Source organism: Spirosoma daeguense (genome assembly GCF_054776875.1).
In genome coordinates this window covers 147,770-172,278 of record NZ_BAAHBF010000005.1, presented here as the reverse complement: position 1 = coordinate 172,278, position 24,509 = coordinate 147,770, and the positions used below count along the sequence as shown (strand labels likewise).

The window sequence follows — 24,509 nt, the reverse complement described above, 5'->3', positions numbered from 1 at the left end:
TGATGAAACTATTGGGCTAATTTTACGTTCTTGTTGCATTATTTTATGAAAAACCTATGATCCTGATAAATCGACGTACTGCTATCTGTTTTCTACTCCTGATTAATTCCTTTTATGGTTTGTTTGCTCAGCAGGCCACAATTCAGCGTGTTAATCCGACGAATTGGTGGGTCGGTATGAAAAATCCGAATGTACAACTGCTTGTGTATGGCCCCAATGCCGGAACATTGAGTTACTCGATTAGCTATCCGGGCGTTAAATTGCTCAAAACGCATACGGTCGAAAATCCGAACTATATCTTCCTCGACTTAACCGTGGCGGCAACGGCAAAACCCGGTACGCTTAAAATTATCGGCAAGCGAGGGAATCAGAGCTTAACGCAGTCGTTTGAACTGAAAGCTCGCGATAAAGGTCCAAAAGGGCAGGGGGTTACGTCGAAGGATTTTATTTATCTGGCCATGCCTGACCGCTTTGCCAATGGCAACGAACGTAACGACAAATTCGATGATATGGCCGACCCCAACGCCGACCGGGCTAACCCCTTCTATCGACACGGGGGTGATCTGGAAGGGGCGGCTCAACGGCTTGATTACCTCAAAGATCTGGGTGTTACGGCGGTCTGGTTTACGCCCGTTCTGGAAAATAATCAACCACTCACTAACGAGGGAGGCTCAATGCGCTCAGCGTATCACGGTTATGGTTTTACCGATCACTACGCCGTTGACCGGCGGATGGGCGGTAATGATGCGTACAAAGCCTTCGTGAAAAAAGCGCATGATATGGGTCTGAAAGTGGTGCAGGATGCTGTCTATAATCACTGCGGTATCAATCACTGGTTTATTAAAGATATGCCCAGTAAAGACTGGCTCCACCAGTGGCCAAGCTACACCAATACGTCCTATAAATATCAATCCGTTACCGATCCGCATGGTGCCGACCGCGACCGACGGGTGATGCTCGATGGCTGGTTCGTACCATTTCTGCCCGATCTCAACCAAAACAATCCCTACGTAGCGAATTTCCTGATTCAGCACGCCATCTGGAGTGTGGAGAATTTTGGTGTCGATGCGTGGCGTGTCGATACGTATATGTATAACGATCAGCCGTTTATGAATCGCTGTAATCAGGCACTTCTGGACGAATATCCGAAGATTCATATTTTTGGCGAATCGTGGGTAAACAACGTAGTGGATCAGGCCTACTACGTTCGGAACAGGATCGATTTTCCGTTTAAGTCTAACCAGCCGGGTGGGCTCGATTTTGTGCTTTATGCGTCGATGCTGGATGCGCTGAAACAGAAATTTAGCTGGGACGATGGGGTGAATCGCTTCTATCAGGCACTGGCGCAGGATGCCGTTTACGCCGATCCAGATAAGCTGGTTACGTTTCTGGATAACCACGATACCGACCGCTACTTATCGGTGATTGGTGAGGATTTTGAAAAGTACAAAATTGGGCTGGCCTGGCTGCTGACAACCCGTGGAATACCGAGTATGTACTACGGAACAGAAATTCTGATGAAGAATTTTAAAGACCCCTCCGATGCTGAAGTACGTCGCGATTTTCCGGGAGGATTTCCGGGCGATAAGGAAAATAAGTTTGAAGCGGCCGGACGTAGCAATCGTGAAAATGAAGCGTTTCAGTACGTTCGGAAACTCGCTACGTATCGACGCGACAATCCGGTGTTACATTCCGGTAAATTGATGCAGTTTTTGCCGCAGGACGGTACGTATGTTTACTTTCGCTACGATGGTACTAAAACGGTAATGATTGCGACGAACACCAACGACAAAGAAATTTCGCTCGATACGTCCCGATTTGCCGAACGAATGAACGGCGTTACGTCGGCCCGCGATGTACTGACTGATGCAACAATTACCGATTTGAAGCTGCTGAAACTTCCCGCCAAAACGGCGCTGGTTCTGGAGTTGGGAAAGTAGGCGGTAAGTTCTTAGGACAGCCGGTAAGGTAACACTCCATTCCAACTATTTATGGATTTTAAGAGTCTTCTGTTAAAATCCTTTCCCTATGAAAATCACTACGTTACTTTTTGTCCTGATTCTCGCACTGGCAGGTTGTAAAGAAAAGTCAGTCACAACTGCTGATGACGGTACGTTGCCGGGCCGTTTCCGTGTGGAAATTGATCCGATACGTTGTGCCATGCCCATTACGCAGCGATTGACAATTCAATCGTTAGGTGCTGACAAATACCAGTTTACGTATGATCGGTTTGGTGTTGGTAGTTACCAGCTTACGGGTATTGAAGCCATAAAACTCAGTCCTGTGAGCTACGATTTACAGCTAAACGGCCAGTCCATTGGGCAGTACAATTTTGAGGAACTACGTAGTCTCAACTCCACGCAAAAACGCTGGGTATTGATGGTACGTCACGCGCTCAATAAACCCGAGGGTCTGGAGTTTATGGGTGTGAAAGAGTAAGACGTTGTCTCAGGCAGCATCCTGCTGTCTGGCTGCGATTAGCAACTAAGTAGGCCTATATGCCTGAGACAACGTATCACTCAACAGAACTACGTAGCAACGTCAGCCTTCTCTACCGAATAGCCCCGATACCAGTTCACATGCCGAGTCAGGTACATGATTAGACCGAGAATCAGGAGCAGGCCGGAACTGCCAAGCAGCAGCGAGTAATCTTCTAACTGAAGCAGCGAATAGAAGAAACCGTACAAAAGCGCCAGAATCCCGCTAAATAAAACGGTAAGTCGCGTGTTCTGGAATACGTAGCGAACGTAGAACGTAATGAGTGTCAGGATGATACCGCTGCCAATCAGGTAAGCGCCGTCGAACGAAATATGCTCAGAGATGGACAGGAGCAACAGATAGAATAAACAGATAGCGAAGCCAACCAATAGGTATTGAATCGGGTGAATACGTCGGCGGTCGAGAATTTCGATGAAGAAAAACGATACAAACGTCAGGATCACAAACAGAATACCGTATTTGGCCGACCGCATTGTTTTCTGGTATTCATCGACCGGGAGTAACAGCTTGACGCCAAACGTCGGTAATGCCTCATTTGCATAGGATTTATCGAGGAAATTGCCAATGCCCTGCTGAGGGAAATTTCGGTTAAACTGCAACACTTTCCACGATGCCTGAAACCCCTGCGCCGTAATGCTACGTTGGTCGGGCAAATAAGAGCCAACAAAGCTGGGCGTATTCCAGGGCGAACGTAGCGTTACGCGGGTTTCTTTACCGAACGGTAGAAAACTCAATTGTGTGCTGCCGTTCAGATTAATAACCGACTCGAACCGGTACGTATCCGCATCGAGTTTAATCGGAACACTCACGCCCGATGGCAACAGGTCAGCACTAGGAATGCCCGGTTCAGCCTCCAATGTTTGGTTGTTTACCCGAAACGTAATGGCGTTTCGAATTCCTTTCATATCGCTGACGCCCAGCGATAAAAATGCCTTATTCCACTGCATGTTACTTTCCGACAATCCCAATGATGCCACCAACGGTTTCCTGAAATTCCCTTTGATGGTCAGCTTCGTATTGTAGAGCATGACCACAAAAATTCCCCGATTGCGCCGTTCGGGTGTTACGTTGCCATCAACCTCTAAATCGTCGGGTAGAAAATGAGCGTAGTACGTTACGGTTTGCATCTGACCTTTGTCGTCCTTTGTGGTAACGTCATACGGTACCGACAGAACCGGGCCGCCGATAACTTGCTGACCACCCCATTTGGCACTTACCTCAGCCGTGGCTTCGTTGCGTGTGGCTTCCCGCTCCTGAATCAACCCTTGCAACATATTGGTTGGAATCAGTAAAACAAGTACTAGAAACCCGATAACGGCCAGTTTCAGCATGGTAGATGTGCGAATCCAGTTGTTAATACGGTCAATAACAGAAGCAGGTTGCCCGGAGGCAGGTAGTTGTTCCATGATAGATGATATAAAAGTACTTTGTGTTGCAAAGTAAGTGAAGTGAAATTGAATTTTACAATTTTTGAGTGAAGTTTTTTTTATTGACACAATCAACAGCTGAATCGGCTACTTTTGCCATTCGTCAATCTGATTATATTATGCCTATTAAAGCGTTTCTTTTCGACCTCGATGGGGTTATTGTCGACACGGCTATTTATCATTATCAGGCCTGGAAACGGCTGGCCAACGAACTTGGTTTTGATATTTCGGAAGAATTTAATGAGCAACTCAAGGGCGTTAGTCGCACGGAGTCGCTGGATATTATTCTGGCTCACGGTGGTCTGATTTTGTCCGACGAGGAAAAGGCCGAACTGGCTTCGCGGAAAAATCAATGGTATCTGGAACTGGTAAGTCGCATGACATCCGACGATATTCTGCCGGGTGTTGCTAATTTCTTTTCGCAGGTGCGTAAGGCCGGATTGCAAACGGCACTGGGTTCGGTGAGTAAGAATGCGTCGTTGATTCTGGAACGTATCGGTATGTCTGAAGCTTTTGACGCCATTATCGACGGTACAAAAATCAGTAAAGGCAAACCCGATCCGGAAGTATTTACCAAAGGAGCTGCCGAACTGGAAGTGGAGCCATCTGAGTGTATTGTGTTTGAGGATGCTGTAGCAGGAGTAGAAGCGGGTAAGCGGGGTGGTATGTTTGTTGTTGGATTAGGCTCACCTGACGTATTGACGCAGGCGGATCTGGTAGCGCCCTCGCTTGAAAATCTAACAGTTGAAGACGTACTGAAAAAGGCCGGAAGCTAAGAGCAGAGCGTATCCGCTACGTACTGCCAAAACTTTACTCATATATATCAGAGGTATTGTCGTTGTCAAAAAACGATTTACCTTTGCTCTTAATCATCAGATGATAGGATGAATATTCCAATTCAAAAACGTTCCTTAGCCGACGAAGTCGCCAATCAGATTAGTGCTTATATACAATCGGGGCACTACGTAGCGAACCAGAAATTACCTACCGAGCCTGAACTTATGAAACAGTTTGGAGTTGGGCGGTCGTCAATACGTGAAGCTATCCGTATGCTGGCCAATTCTGGAATGCTACGTGTGCAGCAGGGTGTAGGGACATTTATCGAGGAATATTCAGGCGGCAATGAGACATTACAGCAGCGACTAAGGCGGGCAAAAGCCAGAGATATTGACGAAGTACGTCAGTTAGTCGAAGTCAAAATTGCGCAAAAGGCAGCGATTAATCATACTGAGGAACAGCTCGCTGTCATTGAAGGGTTTCTTATTCAGCGAGGAAACGCAGCTCAGGCGGGTTTGCTGGAAGAATGCGTACAGGCCGATATTAACTTTCATCTTAGTATCGCGAAAGCATCCGGCAACGCTATTTTAATAGATTTGTATCAGGCCTTCTCTTCGCAACTTAAAAGCTGGTTCTTACAAATTCATCCAGACACGCAATCGTTTATTCAAACAAACGATCTGCATAAATTTCTATTCCAGAGTATCAAAGAGCGCGACGAGGAGAAAACGCTGTTCTATGCAAATCAAATTTTAAGACATTAATTTTTTATAATTAATCATCAGATGATATGATGAACAAAGTGATTATGCAACCTGAACAGTCGCAGAAAACTGTCCAGCAAACGGCCTATTCCGTTTTGTATGCCATCAGCTTTGCCCACCTGCTGAACGATATGCTTCAGGCGGTTATTCCGGCGATTTACCCAATCATCAAGGAAGATTTTCACCTCGATTTCAGCGATATTGGGTTGGTAACGCTGGCATATCAACTTACAGCATCTATCCTGCAACCCTTTGTGGGGCTTTATACTGATCGGCATCCGAAGCCTTTCTCCCTGGCTGTCGGTATGGGTATTTCGCTGCTGGGCTTAATCTGTTTATCGCTTTCTCCTAGTTTTTTCTGGATTCTGGCCTCCGTAAGTCTGATTGGAATTGGCTCATCCATTTTTCACCCCGATTCATCGCGGGTTGCTTATCTGGCATCGGGAGGGAAGCGTGGACTGGCTCAATCTATTTTTCAGTTGGGCGGAAATGCCGGGAGCGCTTTAGGACCGCTTTTGGCTGCATTGCTGGTTGTTCCGTATGGGCAACGTAGCGTGATGTGGTTTGGCGTAGCGGCTATTATTGGTATTATTCTGCTAACTCGGATTGGACACTGGTACAAACTAGTTGCCTTGCCAAAAGTGAATAAAGTAGTTGAGTCGGCTTCATCAGGATTGAGCCAGCGCCGGATTCTGCTGTCACTATTTATTCTGCTTGTGCTGATTTTTTCCAAGTATTTCTATCTCGCAGGGATGACGAGTTATTTCACGTTTTACCTGATGGATAAATTTCAATTGGGCGTAAAAAGTGCTCAGATTCACCTGTTTATCTTTCTGGCTGCTATTGCTGTCGGCACGTTGGCCGGTGGTCCGTTGGGTGATCGGTTTGGACGAAAATACATTATCTGGATATCTATTCTTGGCGCGGCTCCCTTCACCCTGTTAATGCCACATGCCAACCTGTTCTGGACAACAATTCTCTCGATCTGTACAGGGTTGCTTATTTCGTCGGCATTTTCGGCAATCATTGTGTATGCACAGGAACTGGTTCCCGGAAAAGTGGGTATGATTGCTGGCTTATTTTTCGGATTTGCGTTCGGAATGGGCGGACTTGGGTCGGCTTTACTGGGTAAATTGGCTGATTATACCAGCATTACATATGTGTTTGAGGTATGCGCGTTCTTACCCTTGCTGGGAATTCTAACAGCTTTTTTACCCAATCTCGATGCGAAAAAGTAGGAGATAAAGTGAAAATAAAATAAGCTACTACGTATTAGTTGCCAAAACGGCTAATCAATACATAAACTGAGTGGTGAAATTATCTCAGACAGCATCTTGCTGTCTGACCTGCAATAACAGCTAACCAGACCATTCGGTTATTTGACAGCAAGATGCTGTCTGAGACAATTTCACTACTCAATACGAAGGTGATACGTGGTGAGATAGTCAGAAATTAAAGCGATAACCAGCCCGATACTTTGATGGCAAAGGGCGTAACAGGAATACCAGTACGCCCGATATTGTCGCGATAGGTAAGCCGATGAATGGCATCAACACGTAACACTTTTAAAATGTTAGTGATACCGTAGCCTACTTCAATATAAGGCGTGTGATTGAGGGAACTGAACCCTTCTACAGCCTGTCCTTTTGCATCGTAGGTCGGAATCATCGCCATATTATTGGAAGAAACACTGCCTGCCAGCACTTTAGCTGTAACGATTTCGCGCCATTTGAGCCGACGTAGCAAAGGTACCCGGTTGAACAACAGGCCACCAAAATTATGCTCGAACTGCACAGTAGCCCAGCGGTCGCAGACGAACTCGAAATAATTCATCAGGTTGTAAGCGTTTCCGACGTAAAACGACGACTCATTACCCAATGGCATGTACAGTAACGGATAAGGAACAGTAGATGGAATAATACCAACACCAACGTTGTAATACGTTCGTCCCAGTACACCAACCCGAAATGAATGTCGTACGCTGAAATTAATTCGGTGATACGTAAAATCACCATCAAACACATTCCGAAAGCCTAGTGCGTAACGTAGCGTATAAATGGGTTTGCGGGTTGCTCCCGTACTTACCCGAATATTGTCATTTTGAAGAATAACGTCGTCGGGAGCATATCGGGTTTCGGCTATTAACTCCGAAGTCTGATACGTACCCCGAATGGTCTGATCGGGGTCGTTAGCCTGTGGCTGAAACGCAAACGCAAACAGTGGGTCGAAACTGCGGCTACGTAACGCCAATGTCTGCGTAATTCCCCCTTTCATTTCGCGCCGAAAATACACCATATTTTCTTCCTGAAAATAAGGTCGTCGGATATTGCCGAAACGGGAATAAGCTGCAAACAGCGAGTTGTTGCCAATATTATCGGTCGAAACACCCACGCGCTCAAGGTCGTAACTATGTCGAATACCGACAACGGTCCAGGGTTTGCGGCTTAAAATGTACTCAACCGTAGCGCCATATTTCAGTTCCTTATCTTTGGTGCCGTATGCGAGATAGCCATTGAGTTGCCACTTTCGACTGAAACCTGCATTGGTACGTAGCCCAAGCCGAAACCGATAGCCTTCAATATTATTGCTTGCATACGTATTCAGAATTGGCCCCAGTTCAACGTTCGATTTGCCCAGCGGAACATAGCCCAGTATGCCAAGTTTAATAATTTCGCCAGCAAATTTTACCAATGGTACATTGCGCACCGAATCAACTACCTGTATGGCCCGCAATTCGCTGGGGTCAAGAGAAGCAGGTCGTGCATGTTGCCAGAACGTAGCGTCAGTATCTTTAAAATTATCGGCAATTTCGACGGATGGATTGTAAAAACTAACCTCCTGTGGCTGGTTTGCGACAATGTTGCTGGCGGCTGAAAAGAAACGTATCAATGCGCCTGGTGAGTTGGGAAGCGGCTGATACGTATCAATCGTGATCTCGGTTTGGGTCGGAAACCGCATGCCAGAAGGCAGAGTTTCCCAGCTTTGCTCAATGTGTAAAGCGTCAACAAAATTGATATTGGCCCGCCTGTCGACCAGCACATCCACCTGAGCCAACGCACTTTGTAACGTATCGATCCAGACAGTTCCGGTAAACGCAAGGTCGCTTGTACGTTTGGGCGTACATTCGATTTCGTAGCAAACGGCATTATTGACCAAAACCGTATCCTTAAGCCGGAAGTTATAAACCGTTTCCCACTGGCTACCGACTGGCGAAGGAATATCTTTCCGAAGAATCAGGAGCGAGTTGCGATAGAAATTGTACTGCTGAAACGAAGCGCCCGTAAACTGCGAAATTAGCCCGCCATCACTAACGCCAACTCCCGCTACCCGCGATTTTAGAATGTGTTCTTTAACCAGTTCCGGGTTGGTACGTGCATAAAAGTTGGACGATGTTTCGGAGATAAATACGGGTACAGCCGGTTGACCATTTGCATCGGTTATTGCCGGAAGTTTACCCAGAAAACGATTAATAAGTCCCTCGCGTCGTTTGTTTTTACGTTCGTGGGTGAAGCTGTTTATGTAGCCCTCAATCTTACTATAATTTTCGTATTGATAACCCGATAGTTGGGCCGGATTAAACTGATCACGTCGACGGACTACTTCCCGAATAACCCGATAGGCCGGGTCGCCCCCTTTAGCATATACTTTTACTTCGGCTAGCTTTGTGGCAGCCGCTACCAGTTGGGCATCAATTGTTTGGGTGGATTTTTGTGCAATTGCATAGGCGCCTGCTTGGTACCCTAAACTGAGTATAAGCAGGGAATCTGACAAGCTGGTCAGGCGGAGCGAATAGCGTCCGTCGACATCAGACGTAGTGCCCGAAGTTTTGCCTTTTAGGGCTATGCTGGCAAACGGAATGCCTTCACCTGTAGCGGCATCTGTTACCCGACCGCTAATGATATAGTTGTTTTGAGCCCAAGCCAGAGGAGCCCAGACAATCAACAACAGACCAATCACAAGGGGTAGTGTTCGCTTCATTCAAATGGTGGTATCAGGTCGTATTAAGTTGCTAACCTTTAAGTAGTCAATAGAGTTTACTAAATGGAAAGAAACCTGAAAAAATGCAGATTATTGATTTAAGAGTACTATAAATCAATGTAGTTAGGCGATGAAACACGTAGTGAGTCATCGTTATAAATCAATACGTAGTAGTGAGGGGGTTCGTTGCAAAAAATGGCGACAACTGACTATACTAAAAAAATCCTCCCGCAGCGCAGGAGGATTTTTTGCATTACCTTTTCCAATTAAAAGCCAGTTGTGGAACTAGTTTGATTAACCTCTTGGACGTCCACCGCGTCCGCCACCACCACCACGATTACCACCGCCCGATGGAGAAGATTGTTGCTGACCACCGCCGTTGTCGTTGTTACCACCGCCGTCGTCACCGCTTTTCACGTCGTCGTTGTCGATAGATTTACGTCTTTTCTGCGGAGCGTCGAAGCTCATTTTGCCAAGTTTGTAGTTGAACGTCAGCCGAACACCCGCGTTGTAGAACTGGTTCTGCGAATTCTGTGTCAGAATTGGCGACATCGATTCCGAACGTTGGGTGAATGGATGGTTAAAGAAGTTTTCAGCAGCGATACCCAGACTGGCCTTCTTGTTGTTGAATTCCTTCCGGACACCCAGATTATAGAAATACATCGCACTTTGTTCGCCCTGCAACTGCACCTGTTTGCCACGGCCACCGCCGAAGAGCTGGACACCCCAACCATTGCTCAGCGATAGGCTGCTCATCACCCGCCCGCCGATAACCCAACCCGAATTCGATGCCGAATAGATTGGATTGGCGTTGTTGTTGGTTAGGCTAACGTGGTATAAATCGATACCACCGCCTAATTGCAGTTTCGAGAACAACGTACCGTTACCGAAGAGGTTGATGCCGATAGCATCCTGACGACCAACGTTTTGAAAGCTGGTACGGATCACCTGCTGGAACACTGGATTTACTACGTCTCCAACAGCTTGCGTAGATACGTCCCGTACTGCCGTGATTTCGTTGTTGGTACGACGGGCAAACAGCGAACCATTCAGGTACAACCCTTTGATGTTCATGCTGGTGCTAAATTCAACGTTATCAGTCAATTCGGGCGAAAGGTATGGGTTACCAATCGAGATGTTGGTTGGGTTGGCTGAGTTAACGTTCGGGTTCAGGAACTGGATACCGGGCCGTTGAATCCGGCGGTTATAAGCCAACTTAATGATACGTCCGCCTTTCAGGCTTTTCGAGATATTGAAGCTCGGTACCAGCACGCCATAGTTCGGAATGGTTGAAGTCTGTCCGGTTGATTCGTTGCTGAACTTTGCGTTGATAAAGGTGTATTCGTAACGTGCACCAGCCTTGATCGTGAACCGGCTCTTGGTCGAATAGGTATACGACAGATACGTACCGGCAATATTCTGATCGTAGAACAGCGTGTTGGCTGGACGGCTGTTATCGGGTTGATAGACTCCATTGTCGCCCGTTGAGAAGAAATACTGATACTGGCTGTTTACCTGACGAAAAATACCTTTACCACCGAATTCAAGCAACTGATTGGTTTTGATGGGTGTCTGATAATCAATCTGTAACGTCGACTCCTGATTGTAGCTATCGTTGTCGTTTTTCTGCCGAGACGTGATGGTCTGGAAATCAGCGTTACTTAAAATATCAGCAACGAAATTGTTGGTCCGGTTATTCCGACTATACAAGGCCAGAACGCTGAATTCCTGCTGTGGTTTGTAGGTTTTCGTATAGCTTACGTTGGCATCGACCGTTCCCGATAAATCGCTTGTTTTTACATTCCGGTTATTAATTGATGGGAAATAACTGGTTGGTGTGGTAGTTTGTGTCAGCAGGTTGAACTGGTTGCTGACACCATTTCGAGCACCATAACGAATGCTGGCTACCAGCGACGTATTCTTGTCGATGTCATAATCCCAACCCAACTGATAGTTACCAAATAAACGTTGATTCAACGTATTGGCACTCTGAACAGTACGTGTTACGCCAGAATACGTATTGGTTGCCTGATCGTAGGAACGGGTTGTCTGCTCGTTGAGGAATGCGCCTTTTACGTTATACTCAGTCCGGCCGAAACCGCCCAGCGAAAATCCCATTTTACCAGTACGATAGTTGCCATTCAAACCGAGGTTGGCGCCCCGGTTACCCGCTCCACCGTTAATATCGAGGGTTAGGCCCTGTAAGGTATTCTTTTTAGTAACGATGTTGATGATACCCGCTGAACCTTCGGCGTCGTATTTGGCCGAGGGCGACGTAATCACTTCCACCGTTTTAATCATGTCGGCCGGAATCTGCTTTAACGCATCGGCTACGCTGCTGGCAACTATGGTCGATGGTTTGTTGTTGATCAGTACAGTTACATTGCTGCTACCCCGTAACGATACGTTCCCATCTAAATCAACCGAAAGCATCGGCACTTTCCGCATAATATCGGTAGCGTCACCGCCTTTGGCCGTAATGTCTTTATCGGCGTTGTATACCAGCCGGTCAACTTTTTCCTCGATTACAGCAGCCTGACCTACTACGTTCACTTCTTTAAGCGTACGCACGTCGGCACTTAGTTTTACGCTTCCGACATTAATGGTGCTTCCTTTCTCGATGGTGATAACGCTACTCCGTTTATCCTTGTAACCGATGAACGAATAGAGTAACCGATAACGCCCCGGAGCTAGTCGAGGCAGTGTAAACTGTCCTTTTGCATCAGCCGTAGTGCCGTCGATAGGCTTGTTTGTCGAAATGTTTAGCAGGGCAATCGTCGCAAATTCAACCGGTTGGTTGGTCGACGAATCAGTAAGAACGCCCGTAATTTTCCCGTTTCCGCGAGCAAGCGGTTCTGCTTCCGATGGTGTTGCCCCGGCCTGAGGCTGTACGTTATCGGGCGTAACCGGAATCGTAGTTGGTGTTGAGCCGGGAAGGGTAAAATTATCAGGGGCTGTATTCGTAGGTTTGTTGCCAAACGGATCGGGTGGCGACACGGGTGCAGTTGACGTAGCAGGCGGTGTGCTAATGGCCGGTGTCGTTGTTGTTGAGGTGCCCGGAATAGTAGGCGCCTGCGCAAACGAAACGGTTATGCTAACGAGAGTGAGTAAGGAAAGTAGCAGCGTTTTCATGACTTCAGGTTTAACGCCCCAAAGGTCCGTCAGGAGTACTGAACCAGAAAATTATTCTGGTCGAATGCCGATTTTTGACTGCTGAAAGCGAGAAACCGGTAACGGAGGTCAGTAACAACCAAACAACAAACGAGAGGAACGAACAATAAATAGATTTGTATTCCTCTCGTAAACTGCTGTTGCAGACTAAAGTTTTAGAAGTCTATCTGCCTGTTAATTAGTCTCTTTTAATACGCTCAGAAAGCTTTTGGGAACGGGCGCGTCAAACCGCATCGGTTCGCCCGTAATAGGGTGATCGAAGGCGAGTACTTCGGCGTGTAAACCCAACCGACCAATCGGGTCAGACGTAGCGCCATACTTGGTATCGCCCGCAATTGGATGCTGAATGTCCTGCATGTGTACCCGAATCTGGTTTTTACGTCCGGTTTCCAGTTCCAGTTCCAGCAGAGCGAAATGGCGATTCGATTTCACTACGTTGTAATTGGTAATGGCCAACTGCCCATTGTCGGGGTTTTGGCTCGAATACACAATCAAAGCTTTGCTTTCACGCAGGTACGACGTAATGGTGCCTCGAGGAGGCTCGGGTACACCTTCTACCAATGCTACATAGGTACGTTGTTTGGTAGTGGCATTCCAGAATTCCTGCATGAGCTGCTGCACTTTCTCACTTCTGGCGAACATCATAACGCCCGACGTATCGCGGTCGAGTCGGTGAATGATGAAGATTTTATTTTTAGGGTTCTCCTTTTTAACGTAGTCGCTCAGAATGCCATAGGCTGTCCGGTCGCGCTCTTTGTTGGTAGCCATAGAGAGCAATCCCGACTGTTTATTGATGACGATAATGTCGCTATCTTCAAAAAGAATGGTAAGCCCCCGATATTGCGAGGTTTCAGGCGCACGACTGGCACCTATTTTTACCACCTGCCCCGGACGTAGCGGATGGTTGAATTGTGTATAAACTTTATCATCAATCAAGATCTGTTTGTTCCGTAACAGCGACTTGATGTTGTTCCGATTCTTATGCGGTAACTGGGCAATCAGAAACGTCATCAACTGATCAGGTTCCGAAACGGTAAACTGTTGATCGCTACGTTGGCCGCGTCGTGGGCGAGGCTTTTCGGGGTTCTCCATCCGGCAAAGTTACAGTTTCGTAAGCGGATTATTTCAATTGCTCAGAATCGAGATAGAGGTAAAGCTCATTCGCCATACAATCAAAGCTGACAAAACAGGAGCGATTGCCGAACGCGAACGTATCAATTCAAACGATAATAAACGTAGCACTTACTTCCAGATGGATTTGGCAGTATAAAGCTTCAGCTCTTTAACATCGATGCGATTTCCCCAGAACTTCAAACCTTCCTGATTATTGGCAACTGGTTTCCGTTCAAGCGAGTACGAATAAGCACCGCCATCAATAAACACTTCAATTGAGGTTCGATCTACATAAATATCGGCGGTTATTTCCATACTGGTCATGTCTTCGGGCGAATAGAAAACGCCATTGACCAGATTGCTGTTCATGTCATAGTCGAGTATTCGCTGGCCCATGAGCGAAAGCCCGGCACTGGTTGCATGAGATAATTTAAGCGTCGTTTTCATCCGAAATCGCTCTAGCTGATTGAATGATTTCAGTTTATCGTTCGCATTTGTTTGGCTCAGTGAAGAAAATTGCTGAACGGGGGAGAAAAGTTGTTCCGTTTCCTTCACCGGCACGCTAGTCAGGCGAGGGCCGTTTCTGGTGCTGCGGAGTTGCAATTCGGTTGGCAACAGCATCATGTTGTTGAAGGGCATTCCGGCTTGCGCAAGCCGGCCCCAGCCAATCTGAATCCGACGGGGATCGCTTTCGGGCATGTTGGCGAACGTCTGGGCGGCATAAATGGAACCTGTGGTATAATAATGCTTGCCCGATTCAGGCGTGAAGGTTTTGCCATCGAAAGCCCCAATCATATACGTAGTAGATGCCCCGTACATCACCCATTTTGTTTTACTCTTATCGCCATCTATGGGCAATTCGAATAAATCGGGACATTCCCAGAAACCTGTTACGTGGCTTTGGTACGTCCAGTCTTTCATGTTTTTAGAGGTATAAATCGAATGCCCATCTCGTTCATTCAATACCATTACCCAATGGTTACCCGGTTTATACCATATTACGCGCGGATCGCGGGTGTCTTTACTGTTCCATTTGGCTTTCGAATCGATCAGCGGATTCTTGTTGTATTTTGTCCAGCTACGTCCTTTATCCAGACTATAGGCCATGCACTGAATTTGCTTGTCGGGATTGTCGACCGTGTAGAAAGCGACCATAGCGGGTGTATTGCCCTTGTTGAAGCCGGCTGTATTGGTATAGTCAATCACCGTTGACCCCGAAAACATCGTTCCCAAACTATCGGGCGAGAGGGCCGTTGGTAACTCCTGCCAGTGAACCATATCCTTGCTCACAGCATGACCCCATGACATGTTTTCCCATTCCCGTTCGTACGGATTATGCTGGTAAAAAAGGTGATATTCGCCTTCATAGAAAATCATCCCATTCGGATCATTGATCCAGCCCCGACGGGTCGAGAAATGGAATTGTGGGCGATTTTTTTCCTGATAGAGCGAATCCTGACCGGCAATTTTATCGTCCTGATAAATTTTGTTTAGCCCTTCTGTATTGCCACTGTAATTGATGGTAATGGTTTTGCCTTGCAAGGCCGACATGTCGCAAAAGACCCAATAATCAGGTTTATCGGCAGCCAATCGTATCTTAAATGAACGTTCGGGCTTTCCTGCTACGGCAAACTGCATATTGCCTCGGCTTTGCGCCTGTGATACGGGCAAATTCAGAAAGCGTTTGGTAATTGTTAGTGAACGATTCTGGGCTTGTGTTGTATGAATGCCGCAAAAAAATAATCCAGCCAGAATAAGTCGATTTATCAGTGATTTCATTAAAAAAAGGCTTATTTCAACTGGAAGCCGTATTGGAACGTTTTATACTTTTGAAATAACCTTCAGACGGTATAAAACCCTGTCAGCCTTCGCTTTGGGTGGTATTCCGGCTAGTAACCATGAAAAGATATAAGCCAAGTGAGATTTCGATGAACGAGCCTGCCAAAACAGAAACAGCCGCATCAGCTTTTAGTGAAAACAATGCATAGCCTGCCACTCCTAAAAGTGCTCCCAGAATCCAGTAAAATGAGAGGCCATACAACGTAGTAAATAATAAATAGCGCCCGCCAATAATGACAAGCATTGCCTGAAAGAACCATTCAACTCGTTGAAACGAAAGTATGTAGGCAAGCGGTATACACATAATCATGATGATTGTGCTCGTTATGGCAAGTGTACCCAGTGGATTATCTTTAGTATGAGACCCTCGAATGCCGAGTAGTTTACCAACTACCAGACTCAGCGGATGAATAAGCATACCTCCGAAAAATAAAACTCCAATCGCCTGTTTCGGAGAAAGATACAAAGCAACAAGTCCGCTGATAAGCCAGATAAAGCCAGAAACGATTATGCCTAACGAACCGTTGGCATAGCCCTCTCGCATATCCGATTGAGCTTCCTGAAAAGTCTGCATATTGGTTTATGAATTGTTTACATCACACCTTTAAGATTCCTGTTAGCTACGAAAACCTTATATCGGTGATTGTGCAAGACGTGAATGGTTATGCCGCCAAATTAATGTTATTTCATTGGTTAAGCATAGTTGACTATATGGTTTTTAAGTAGCTTGTTTACAATTGACTATTGTGATGGGGTGGGTGTGTTGTTCAAATTCTGGGTAACCACATGCCCATTGTGGCAGCAAAAATGCCAATCGCCATCAAAACAGTTGCAAGAAAAATCAGAGCTGACGTAACGTAACTGAGAATCCTTGTTTGTCGGCGTTGCGCATATAAATAAAGTTCCAGCACCATCAGCGAAAGGGGAATGGCATAGGTGAACAGAGCCAGAAATGTAAGAAAAGGGCCTGTAAACGTCTTGGAATCAAAACCGGCGGGGCCGCCATTGATCAGTAACCAGCACATAAGCTGAACCCTGAAAAACCAGACGCCATTAGTCACCATAAACAACCGCAACGCCCAAGCTCTATGCTTACCTAATTGGCGGATTCTGGCGTAACGTATTGTCAGTAAGGCAAACGTAATGATATAAATAGCCTGAATACTAATGCTGATGTGTTGGGTGCGGTCGCCAACGGCACCGCGTGTCCAGACCATAATTAGCCCGGCTGCACTCACAACAATGGCGGTTACTACGTAGCATCGGCCAAGCCAGCGATGAAAACGAGGGAAATACTGACGTATCTGAGGAATCAGTTGCAAAGGCCCGCCAATGACCAGTATTGCTGCCAGCAATATGTGGAGTCCTACAATGAAATTACCTTTCCAGTCGCCTTCAACGTAGCCGTGAGGCAATACGTTATTCCATCGCTCAAAATCTCCTTCAATGGTTGCCTTACCGTAGAACAGAAGAATATACGTACCGAATAACCATTGTCCCACAGTTGTTACAACAAGCCAAGTCGCTGCTGCAATCGATAGAATTCGGGTTGCGAACGTAGCGTTTCCGGCGTTGGGAAGCCGTACAGATGTCGTCATCGTCATGAAGTAGAGAAGTTAAGTTTTGGTCAAACTTAAAATGCTCCGTTTCTTCAATGAGTAGACAAATGTCCAATAGGGATAAACGGTTGAATTTCGGGCCGAATGTCAGGGGTTTTGTTCCTTTCTGAGTCGGCTCAAATGGCGTTGCGTGATGCCCAGATACGACGCAACGTAACGTAGTGGTACGTTCTGAATGATGTTTGGTTTATTCCGCAGAAATTTATGATAGCGTTCGTCGGCGGTCAGCGTCGACATGTCCGTAAGCCGCTGTTTGTCTTCTTCAAGATGTTTCTGCAGAATCCGAATCGTATAATCCTTCTGCGTACGACTTCGTTGGGCGGTTATGTCAACATCATCCCGACTGATACGTAGCAACTCGCAATCGGTTATGCAGTGCAGGTTTTCGTGAGAAACCGTGCGATTCATGAAGTGAAAATAAGACGTAAAAAACCGAGGGCCGTCGTTCAGATCAGTTACGATTTCGTTATCGTCTTTGTCCAGATGAAAATTGCGCATGTAGCCCGATACGATAAAATTATGGTATTGAGGTATGTTTCCGGCGGGTTCGAGAATAGTGTCTCGGGGAACAAAAACGGGTTTAAACGTCTGGCGAATGGACGCTTTATCGGATTCAGGCAACGTAATGATTTCTTCAATAAAATCGAAGAACCGCTGGTAGTAATGCTCCATCTTGATCTGCCCGTGTTTAATCTGCGACGTCAATTTAGCATAAACCAAGTGGTTTCGTATGTATATCAGCAGAGTAGTTATCTGTATAAGTAATCACATGTGACATAGTGGATGTCAACTGACAAGCATTTCCTGAATGGCCAACATGTCGGTTTTGGGCGCATCGCAGGTAGAACAACTGTAAGTTTTGGGTAACAACTCAAACAAAGTTCCAGCAACAATGCCGCTACGTTCATCGCCGTATTGCGGATCATAGACCGTAAAACAATGCGGACACTGATACACAACCGGTGCTACGTGTAGTACCGATTCCGGTTTCTCCACTTCTGGTTGAAGCCGTTCGGTTGTCTCTTTCGCCCGTCGCGTATTGAACCGTCGGCAAAGTCGCTCTAACTGATTGGGTACATATAGTTTAAAAAGCCCTTTTTCGGCCAGATGATACGTTCGGCTGTTTGGATTGAAATTTTCGGTGTAATACAGGTCGTAGACGCTCAGGAGATCAAGCTGGCCAATACGTAGCAGCGAGCGTTTGCGGATAAGTACGGAGCCAAACACTTCCGATTTCGGCTGTGTCTGAACGCCAAAGCACAGGCCAAATGTGCGCGTGTCCTGCTTCTCGAAATAACGTAGTACGTAATTTTTGAGTTTAGCTCCTTCGTCGGAATGGTCTTCTGTTTGCCAAGCCAGTTCGTTAGCGGCATGACGAACGTTAATGTTATGCTTCCCTAAAATATGAGACCACGTTGCCCGGTCTTTTTCTTCAATACCTTTAATAATGAGTGATTTCCAGGGCGTAGTACAAATCTCGCCGACACGAGTTTTCAGACACAGTTCGCAGACGTCGAGCAAAAAAGCAATCGAAAATTGCTCATCACGCCGATACAACCCCATCCACGAACGTTGCCCATATCGGTTAAAGCCTTCGTAATACGGCAGTGAAAATTCGGGCAAATCAACATCCTGCGTAGCAGATTGCGTAATAAACGTCTGCGTCGATGTTATATGTTGATAGAGTGTAGATTCATCGCGAAAACCATCGTCCAGCATCGCTTTCTCAATCGTTTGCGCAAGACGGCCAATGTCGTTCGAATAAATCAGATCAGGCCAGTGAAAGAGCGAATTGCTTTGTTTCGGCCGAATGTAGAGGTGCCAGAAATGCGGTTCGGATGACGCAATAAAATTGAGATTACCTGTGAAAAATGGGGTAAAACTCTGGTTCGAATCAGATAGATTGACCTTCAGTCGGGGCTGATAATCAAACTGATCCAGCACCGTGTGGTATTCGCCTTCCCGCAGCCAGTCGCCCGTTCGAAATACGTCTTCACCACAGTAAGAACTGATAATATTAGGGAATTGATCGGTGTTGATTTCGTAGGTAACTTGGGCGGCTTTCAGGTCTTTTTCCAGAAAACGCAGGTCTTCGTAATGTACCGTCATCAACAACTGCTGGCGAGCCCCCAGCCGAACGGTACGGACCTTGGCATCATAAGCTATTCGCAGAACCGACTGTAACGTACCGGGCGATACAATACCCGCAGGCAGGTTGATTTTCAGTGTATAATAGTCGCGCATAGTTTTTAATACGTAGAGACAAGGCATGCCTTGTCTCCTGGCCGGATGGTTTTTTATTGCTGACGCACGGGAGACAGGGCATGCCCTGTCTCTACAATTATTTTTTCAAGAATGCTACGTATCTCAGGACGACAGGAACCGCAGCCGGTGCCCGCGCCTGTTTTCTGACAGAGTTGCTGAAAATCAGTGCAACCGCCCTGAATGGCGCGTTCCAGATTACCCTGACCAACGGTGTTGCAGGAGCAAACGAGCTTGCCTTCGACCGGATCAACTTTCTTACTGGCTCGCAGGAGCTGAAGCCGTTTGTCGGATAGTTCGATGCCATTAGCAATCAGTTCGCGGAACTCCGCAAATTCGTTTTTGTCGCCGACTAGAATCGTCCCAACGAGTTTGTCGTTGTGAACGATGCATTTCTTGTAATACCGTTTTGCTTTGTCAATGAAGACAATTTCTTCGTAGTTCGTTTTTCCGGCAGGCACCTCTGTTAGGCCCATGCTACAGAGGTGCAGTCCTTCCATTTTGAGGATGCTGATGCTCAGGCTGCCCCGGTACGGTTGCGAAATATCACCGGCAATGTATCGGGCGGCTACCTCGGCCTGTTGTTCGGCAGCCAGCGTGATGCCCCACATCTGGCCGTTCCACTGCGCTACTTCACCGGCCGCAAAAATATCCGGGTCGTCGGTTTGCAGATAATCATTGACCACTACGCCCCGGTTGCAGCTAAGTCCGGCGGTGCGCGCCAGTTCAGTATTTGGCTCGGTTCCGGCGGCAATTACAACGGCCTGACAATCAATTTTTCGACCTGATTTCAGCCGAATGCCCGTAACCCGATCTGTACCGGCGAAGGTCTGCACTTCTTCATTGAAATAAATCTCGATGCCCCGGTCCAGCAATTCCAGATAAAGCAGCTCACTGGCAAGCGGATCGAGCTGGCGTTCCATGAAGCGACCACCGCGTTGAATCAACGTAACACGAACATCAATCTGACGTAGCGAAGCCGCCAGTTCCAGTCCGAGCAGGCCACCGCCCACAATTACGGTATGCGGTTCGGGTTGGTTAAAAAAAGGCATGAGCGCATCGGCATCGAGTCGGGTGCGCATGTTGAAAATGCCCGGCAAACGGGGCACACCTTTCGGCATAAATGCACGACTACCTGTGCCCAGCAGAAGTTTGTCGTATGCATGTTCGTCACCGTTTGTGTCGATAACTACTTTCGCCTTTCGGTCGATATGCGCGATACCTACGCCCTTGTGAACGATGACATTAGCTTCCGAAAACTGATCTTCGCGCAACTTGACAAGTTGTTCCCACGATTGCGCGCCACTGATGTAATCAGGAAGCAAAACCCGGTTGTAGAACGGATAAATCTCCTTCGAAAAAACATGAATTTCGTCCGTCACATTCAGCGTTCGATACGTATTGATAAAGCCCAGACCTGCCGAACCAGCTCCGATGATAATGATTTTCTCAGTGGGCTTCTGATACGGTACTACGTCGACGGCAGTAAATTTAAAATCAGGTTCTTTCGAGCGTGGATCAATCAGCGTGCTTGTCAGGTTGTTGGCTCGATTGAGGTTGCTGTTCAACAGCTTTCCCCAGTGCATCGGCAGGAAACATAATCCCGGGCGAACATCGTCGGTCAGTTGCGCTTTCACCCGAACCTCACCCCGTCGGCCACGTACTGTTACTAACTGTCCATCCCGAATGCTACGTTCTTTTGCATCGCTGAGATGAATTTGCAGAAATGGCTGCGGAAGGTGCTGGTTCAGTTTAGCCACCCGACCCGTTTTGGTCATGGTGTGCCACTGGTCACGAATGCGGCCTGTGGTTAGTACAAGCGGAAAATCGGGGTCGGTTGGCTCCGATGCATTTCCGTCGGGAACCGCATGAATTTGTGCCCGCCCGTTGGCCGTGTAAAACCGTTTGTCAGTGAACAGTCGTTTCGTGCCAAACCCCACGGCAGCGGCCGACCGCCCAACCCCTGCCCCTGAAAACAAGGGAGGGGCTTTTATGGGCAGGGGTTGGGTTTTTGCCGGATACGGCCACTGAACGCTACGTTTCTGCTTGAGCAATTCATAACTCACGCCCGTTACGTCGACGTTGGTTCCAGCGGTGATACGTGTGTATTCCTGATAAACGTCGGATGGGCTATTGTAGGAAAAATCGGTACCAAATCCCATCTTTTGCGCGAACCGCCAGATGATTTCTACATCGGCCAACGCTTCGCCGGGCGCATCGAGCACTTTCGGTAAATACGCAATCCGACGCTCGGCGTTGGTCATGGTGCCTTCCTTTTCGAGCCATGCCGCAGCCGGAAGTACTACGTCGGCAAACTGCACCGTATCGGCTCGGTTCGATACGTCCTGCACCACCACAAAACGCGCCTTTTTTAAAGCTTCTTCAACGGCGTTTACATTGGGCATACTAACCAGCGGATTGGTATTGATAATCCAGATGGCTTTCAAGCGATCGTCGGCCAGCGCGTCGAACATTTCGGTTGCTGTCAAACCCGGCTTATCGGCAATTTTGACCGGGCTGTTCCAGAATGCTTCCACTTCAGCGCGGTGAGCGGCATTCGTTACGTCGCGGTGAGCCGGTAATACGTTCGCTAGTCCGCCCGTTTCGCGACCACCCATTGCATTGGGTTGACCCGTAAGCGAGAAAGGTCCATTGCCCGGTTTGCCGATACGTCCCGTAATAAGATGTAGGTTGATCAGCGACAGATTCTTGTTGACACCAACGACCGACTGATTCAGCCCCATTGTCCAGAGCGACAGAAAGCCTTTCGAACGGCCAATCCAGTTTGCAGCGGTACGAATATCATCCGCAGAAATTCCGCAGATGTCAGCCGCTTCCTCAACGGAACGTAGCATTACCTGCTCCCGATACGTAGCAAACCCATCGGCGTGGTTAACGATAAATTCGTTATCAATAAAATTGCCTTCAATCAGTAGTCTGCCGATGGCGTTATTCAGGACAATATCGGTACCGGGACGTAGTGGCAGATGCAAATCCGACGAGCGGGCCGTATCGGTTCGACGTGGATCAACGCAAATGATTTTGACATGCGGATTAGCTGCTTTGTGTGCTTCAATACGTCGCCAGAGAATGGGGTGACACCAAGCCGGATTGGCCCCTTCGACCAGAAATAAATCGGCTTCTTCGATATCGTCGTAACAAACCGGCACCGAATCTTCGCCTAAAGAGAGTTTATAGCCCACCACAGCCGAACTCATACAGAGCCGGGAATTAGTATCGATGTTGTTGGAGCCAATAAACCCTTTTATGAGCTTGTTGACCAAGTAATATTCTTCGGTCAGGCATTGGCCCGATACGTAAAAAGCTACTGAATCGGGGCCGTATTTCTGGATGAACGTTTTGAAAATAGCTGCGGTACGTTCCAGAGCCGCATCCCAACTGACCTGCTGCATGGGCATGTTCCGGTTGAACCGCATTTGTGGATAGAGTAACCGATCCGACTGGTCCATAACCGTATAATGCAGATTCATGCCTTTCGAGCAAAGCATACCTTTATTGGACGGGTGTTGGGTGTCACCTTCGAGACTCAGACGTCCGTTCTGCTCCTGTTTGACCACGATTCCACAGCCAACGCCACAATAACAACAGGTAGTTTGGTGAGTCATAGTTTTTTAAACGATAGGTGATAAGTGATGAGTGATGAATAGCAAGCGTAAGCCAACTCATCGTTCATCACTTATCGCTCATCACTAGATTAAGCGGTTTGTAATTCGGCTTCGACGGGTTCAACCACAACGGCTTTTCCGAAATTGATCAAGTAAAGCAGCAGGCCGGATACGGCAACTATACCACCGATATAGAGGAAAGCCTGGCTATACGTAATGGATTGCGATTTGAAGAGAAAACCCATTAACATACCACCCACGTTTCCGCCCGCGCCAACCACGCCGGAGATCGTACCAACTGCTTTTGGATTGACGAACGGAACAATGGCATACGTACCACCGTTCGCCATTTTGAGGAACAGGGCAAAGGTGATCATTGAAACGATAGCTAATGGCAGACTGCCTGCCTGCGCAAATAGCATTATGCCGATACCTTCGAGGAGTAACATACTGGCTAACAGAAGCCCTTTTCCGCGCATACCGTATTTAGTACCGACTTTATCGGCCACGATACCACCCAGTGCACGAGCAAAAATGTTCATGCCACCGAACAGCATGGCCCAGAAACCGGCCTGTGTTTCTTCCATCTTGAAATTGTCGAAGAAGTATAAAGCCGCTACACCATCGAAGGTGATTTCCATACCAAAGCAGCAGCCATAGGCCAGTGCCAGCGCCCACACCCGGATATCGGAAACGGCTTTCCCGAAGCTTACTTTCTCGGTTATACTAACTACTTGATTGTTTTTATCGTAGTTGCCGTTTGGCGTATCAGTCGTAAAGCGGTAATAAATGAATGCCATAACCAGCATCATCACGCCCGGAACCACCATTGCCAACCGCCAGGCTTCGGGCTTGGTGTATCCGAAACCAACAATAGCAGCCATAATCATCGGCATCGCCAGTTGCGTAATACCACCGCCGAGGTTGCCCCATCCACCAGCTACAGCATTGGCCGTGCCTTTGATTTTGGGCGCAAACATCATCGACGTATGAAATTGTGTAATCACGAACGATGCGCCGATGGTGCCAATCGCCAGCCGAAACAATAGGAACGTAGTGTAATCGTGGGCCAGCCCAACCAGCATAACGGGCAATGCACCAATCACCAATAAGGCCGTATAGGTTTTGCGTGGGCCCCACGTATCGCAGAGTTTACCAACCAGCAATCGGGCGAAAATGGTGGCCGAAACAGCCGCAATAATCGTATTGCCAACCTGTGGTTTAGTCAGCCCTAAGTCAGCCCGAATGGCAGGCATAAGTGGAGCCAAACCGAACCAGCCAAAAAAGCAGACAAAAAAGGTAAGCCACGTAATGTGGAAGGTACGCATCTGAATGCCTTTGAAACGGAGAACGTTCAGCGAATCAAGCGGTTTATTGGAAGTCATGATTATTTCAGGTTTGAAAATGTGATAGATACTTGAATACCCCACGGCA

16 protein-coding genes are annotated in these 24,509 nt (G+C 47.4%); 5 read left to right on the top strand and 11 right to left on the bottom strand.

What is annotated here, in order from left to right; all coding sequences use genetic code 11:
- The first annotated feature begins 56 nt into the window (after positions 1–56).
- Both ACYVD4_RS17115 and ACYVD4_RS17110 read left to right on the top strand, forming a co-directional pair.
- Positions 57–1,940 carry a glycoside hydrolase family 13 protein gene (locus ACYVD4_RS17115; protein ID WP_460947853.1) on the top strand — a complete coding sequence of 628 codons (1,884 nt, stop codon included), beginning with the start codon at positions 57–59 and terminating at the stop codon, positions 1,938–1,940.
- An 88-nt stretch (positions 1,941–2,028) separates the two neighbouring features.
- Positions 2,029–2,439, top strand: coding sequence for a hypothetical protein (locus ACYVD4_RS17110; RefSeq protein ID WP_460947851.1), 411 nt, complete (start codon positions 2,029–2,031; stop codon positions 2,437–2,439).
- A gap of 89 nt (positions 2,440–2,528) precedes the next feature.
- Here ACYVD4_RS17110 and creD read toward each other — a convergent pair whose 3' ends face one another.
- Complete coding sequence (gene creD, locus ACYVD4_RS17105; RefSeq protein WP_460947849.1) at positions 2,529–3,905, bottom strand: cell envelope integrity protein CreD; 1,377 nt, start codon at positions 3,903–3,905, stop codon at positions 2,529–2,531.
- Positions 3,906–4,045: 140 nt separating this feature from the next.
- Between creD and pgmB the strand changes: the two genes are divergently transcribed.
- From pgmB to ACYVD4_RS17090, 3 genes are all read left to right on the top strand, one after another.
- Positions 4,046–4,702, top strand: a complete 657-nt coding sequence (pgmB, locus tag ACYVD4_RS17100) for a beta-phosphoglucomutase (protein WP_460947847.1) — start codon at positions 4,046–4,048, stop codon at positions 4,700–4,702.
- Between the two features lie 108 nt (positions 4,703–4,810).
- Positions 4,811–5,467, top strand: coding sequence for a FadR/GntR family transcriptional regulator (locus ACYVD4_RS17095; RefSeq protein ID WP_460947845.1), 657 nt, complete (start codon positions 4,811–4,813; stop codon positions 5,465–5,467).
- A gap of 26 nt (positions 5,468–5,493) precedes the next feature.
- Positions 5,494–6,705 (top strand): MFS transporter, encoded by a 1,212-nt coding sequence (locus ACYVD4_RS17090; protein WP_460947843.1) that lies wholly within the window; start codon positions 5,494–5,496, stop codon positions 6,703–6,705.
- Between the two features lie 214 nt (positions 6,706–6,919).
- On the opposite strand, the gene ACYVD4_RS17085 is transcribed toward ACYVD4_RS17090, so the two are convergent.
- From ACYVD4_RS17085 to ACYVD4_RS17040, 10 genes are all read right to left on the bottom strand, one after another.
- On the bottom strand, positions 6,920–9,445 hold the full coding sequence (locus tag ACYVD4_RS17085; RefSeq protein ID WP_460947841.1) for a DUF5686 family protein: 2,526 nt from the start codon (positions 9,443–9,445) through the stop codon (positions 6,920–6,922).
- Between the two features lie 294 nt (positions 9,446–9,739).
- The gene (locus ACYVD4_RS17080) at positions 9,740–12,577 is read right to left on the bottom strand and encodes a TonB-dependent receptor (protein WP_460947839.1); all 2,838 of its coding nucleotides are present in this window, start codon (positions 12,575–12,577) and stop codon (positions 9,740–9,742) included.
- 213 nt (positions 12,578–12,790) lie between these two features.
- Complete coding sequence (locus tag ACYVD4_RS17075) at positions 12,791–13,708, bottom strand: RluA family pseudouridine synthase (RefSeq protein WP_460947837.1); 918 nt, start codon at positions 13,706–13,708, stop codon at positions 12,791–12,793.
- A gap of 150 nt (positions 13,709–13,858) precedes the next feature.
- Entirely contained in the window at positions 13,859–15,508 is a 1,650-nt protein-coding gene (locus ACYVD4_RS17070) for a 2,6-beta-D-fructofuranosidase (RefSeq protein WP_460947835.1), read from the bottom strand.
- 82 nt (positions 15,509–15,590) lie between these two features.
- Positions 15,591–16,142, bottom strand: coding sequence for a DUF7010 family protein (locus ACYVD4_RS17065; RefSeq protein ID WP_460947833.1), 552 nt, complete (start codon positions 16,140–16,142; stop codon positions 15,591–15,593).
- Between the two features lie 193 nt (positions 16,143–16,335).
- Entirely contained in the window at positions 16,336–17,166 is an 831-nt protein-coding gene (locus tag ACYVD4_RS17060; RefSeq protein ID WP_460947831.1) for a DUF2306 domain-containing protein, read from the bottom strand.
- Between the two features lie 108 nt (positions 17,167–17,274).
- Positions 17,275–17,859, bottom strand: a complete 585-nt coding sequence (locus ACYVD4_RS17055) for a Crp/Fnr family transcriptional regulator (protein WP_460947829.1) — start codon at positions 17,857–17,859, stop codon at positions 17,275–17,277.
- Positions 17,860–17,973: 114 nt separating this feature from the next.
- Entirely contained in the window at positions 17,974–19,431 is a 1,458-nt protein-coding gene (locus tag ACYVD4_RS17050) for a rubredoxin (protein WP_460947827.1), read from the bottom strand.
- A gap of 53 nt (positions 19,432–19,484) precedes the next feature.
- Complete coding sequence (locus ACYVD4_RS17045) at positions 19,485–23,075, bottom strand: molybdopterin-dependent oxidoreductase (protein WP_460947825.1); 3,591 nt, start codon at positions 23,073–23,075, stop codon at positions 19,485–19,487.
- Between the two features lie 89 nt (positions 23,076–23,164).
- Positions 23,165–24,460 carry an MFS transporter gene (locus tag ACYVD4_RS17040; protein WP_460947823.1) on the bottom strand — a complete coding sequence of 432 codons (1,296 nt, stop codon included), beginning with the start codon at positions 24,458–24,460 and terminating at the stop codon, positions 23,165–23,167.
- Positions 24,461–24,509: the final 49 nt, after the last annotated feature.

Excerpts from the sequence above, each read along its gene's own strand:
- ACYVD4_RS17055 (WP_460947829.1), bottom strand. The coding sequence starts at position 17,859 with ATGGAGCATTACTACCAGCGGTTCTTCGATTTTATTGAAGAAATCATT.
- ACYVD4_RS17085 (WP_460947841.1), bottom strand. The coding sequence starts at position 9,445 with ATGAAGCGAACACTACCCCTTGTGATTGGTCTGTTGTTGATTGTCTGG.
- ACYVD4_RS17095 (WP_460947845.1), top strand. The coding sequence starts at position 4,811 with ATGAATATTCCAATTCAAAAACGTTCCTTAGCCGACGAAGTCGCCAAT.
- ACYVD4_RS17115 (WP_460947853.1), top strand. The coding sequence starts at position 57 with ATGATCCTGATAAATCGACGTACTGCTATCTGTTTTCTACTCCTGATT.
- ACYVD4_RS17065 (WP_460947833.1), bottom strand. The coding sequence starts at position 16,142 with ATGCAGACTTTTCAGGAAGCTCAATCGGATATGCGAGAGGGCTATGCC.
- ACYVD4_RS17075 (WP_460947837.1), bottom strand. The coding sequence starts at position 13,708 with ATGGAGAACCCCGAAAAGCCTCGCCCACGACGCGGCCAACGTAGCGAT.
- ACYVD4_RS17060 (WP_460947831.1), bottom strand. The coding sequence starts at position 17,166 with ATGACGACATCTGTACGGCTTCCCAACGCCGGAAACGCTACGTTCGCA.
- ACYVD4_RS17040 (WP_460947823.1), bottom strand. The coding sequence starts at position 24,460 with ATGACTTCCAATAAACCGCTTGATTCGCTGAACGTTCTCCGTTTCAAA.
- creD (WP_460947849.1), bottom strand. The coding sequence starts at position 3,905 with ATGGAACAACTACCTGCCTCCGGGCAACCTGCTTCTGTTATTGACCGT.
- pgmB (WP_460947847.1), top strand. The coding sequence starts at position 4,046 with ATGCCTATTAAAGCGTTTCTTTTCGACCTCGATGGGGTTATTGTCGAC.
- ACYVD4_RS17080 (WP_460947839.1), bottom strand. The coding sequence starts at position 12,577 with ATGAAAACGCTGCTACTTTCCTTACTCACTCTCGTTAGCATAACCGTT.
- ACYVD4_RS17050 (WP_460947827.1), bottom strand. The coding sequence starts at position 19,431 with ATGCGCGACTATTATACACTGAAAATCAACCTGCCTGCGGGTATTGTA.
- ACYVD4_RS17110 (WP_460947851.1), top strand. The coding sequence starts at position 2,029 with ATGAAAATCACTACGTTACTTTTTGTCCTGATTCTCGCACTGGCAGGT.
- ACYVD4_RS17045 (WP_460947825.1), bottom strand. The coding sequence starts at position 23,075 with ATGACTCACCAAACTACCTGTTGTTATTGTGGCGTTGGCTGTGGAATC.
- ACYVD4_RS17070 (WP_460947835.1), bottom strand. The coding sequence starts at position 15,508 with ATGAAATCACTGATAAATCGACTTATTCTGGCTGGATTATTTTTTTGC.
- ACYVD4_RS17090 (WP_460947843.1), top strand. The coding sequence starts at position 5,494 with ATGATGAACAAAGTGATTATGCAACCTGAACAGTCGCAGAAAACTGTC.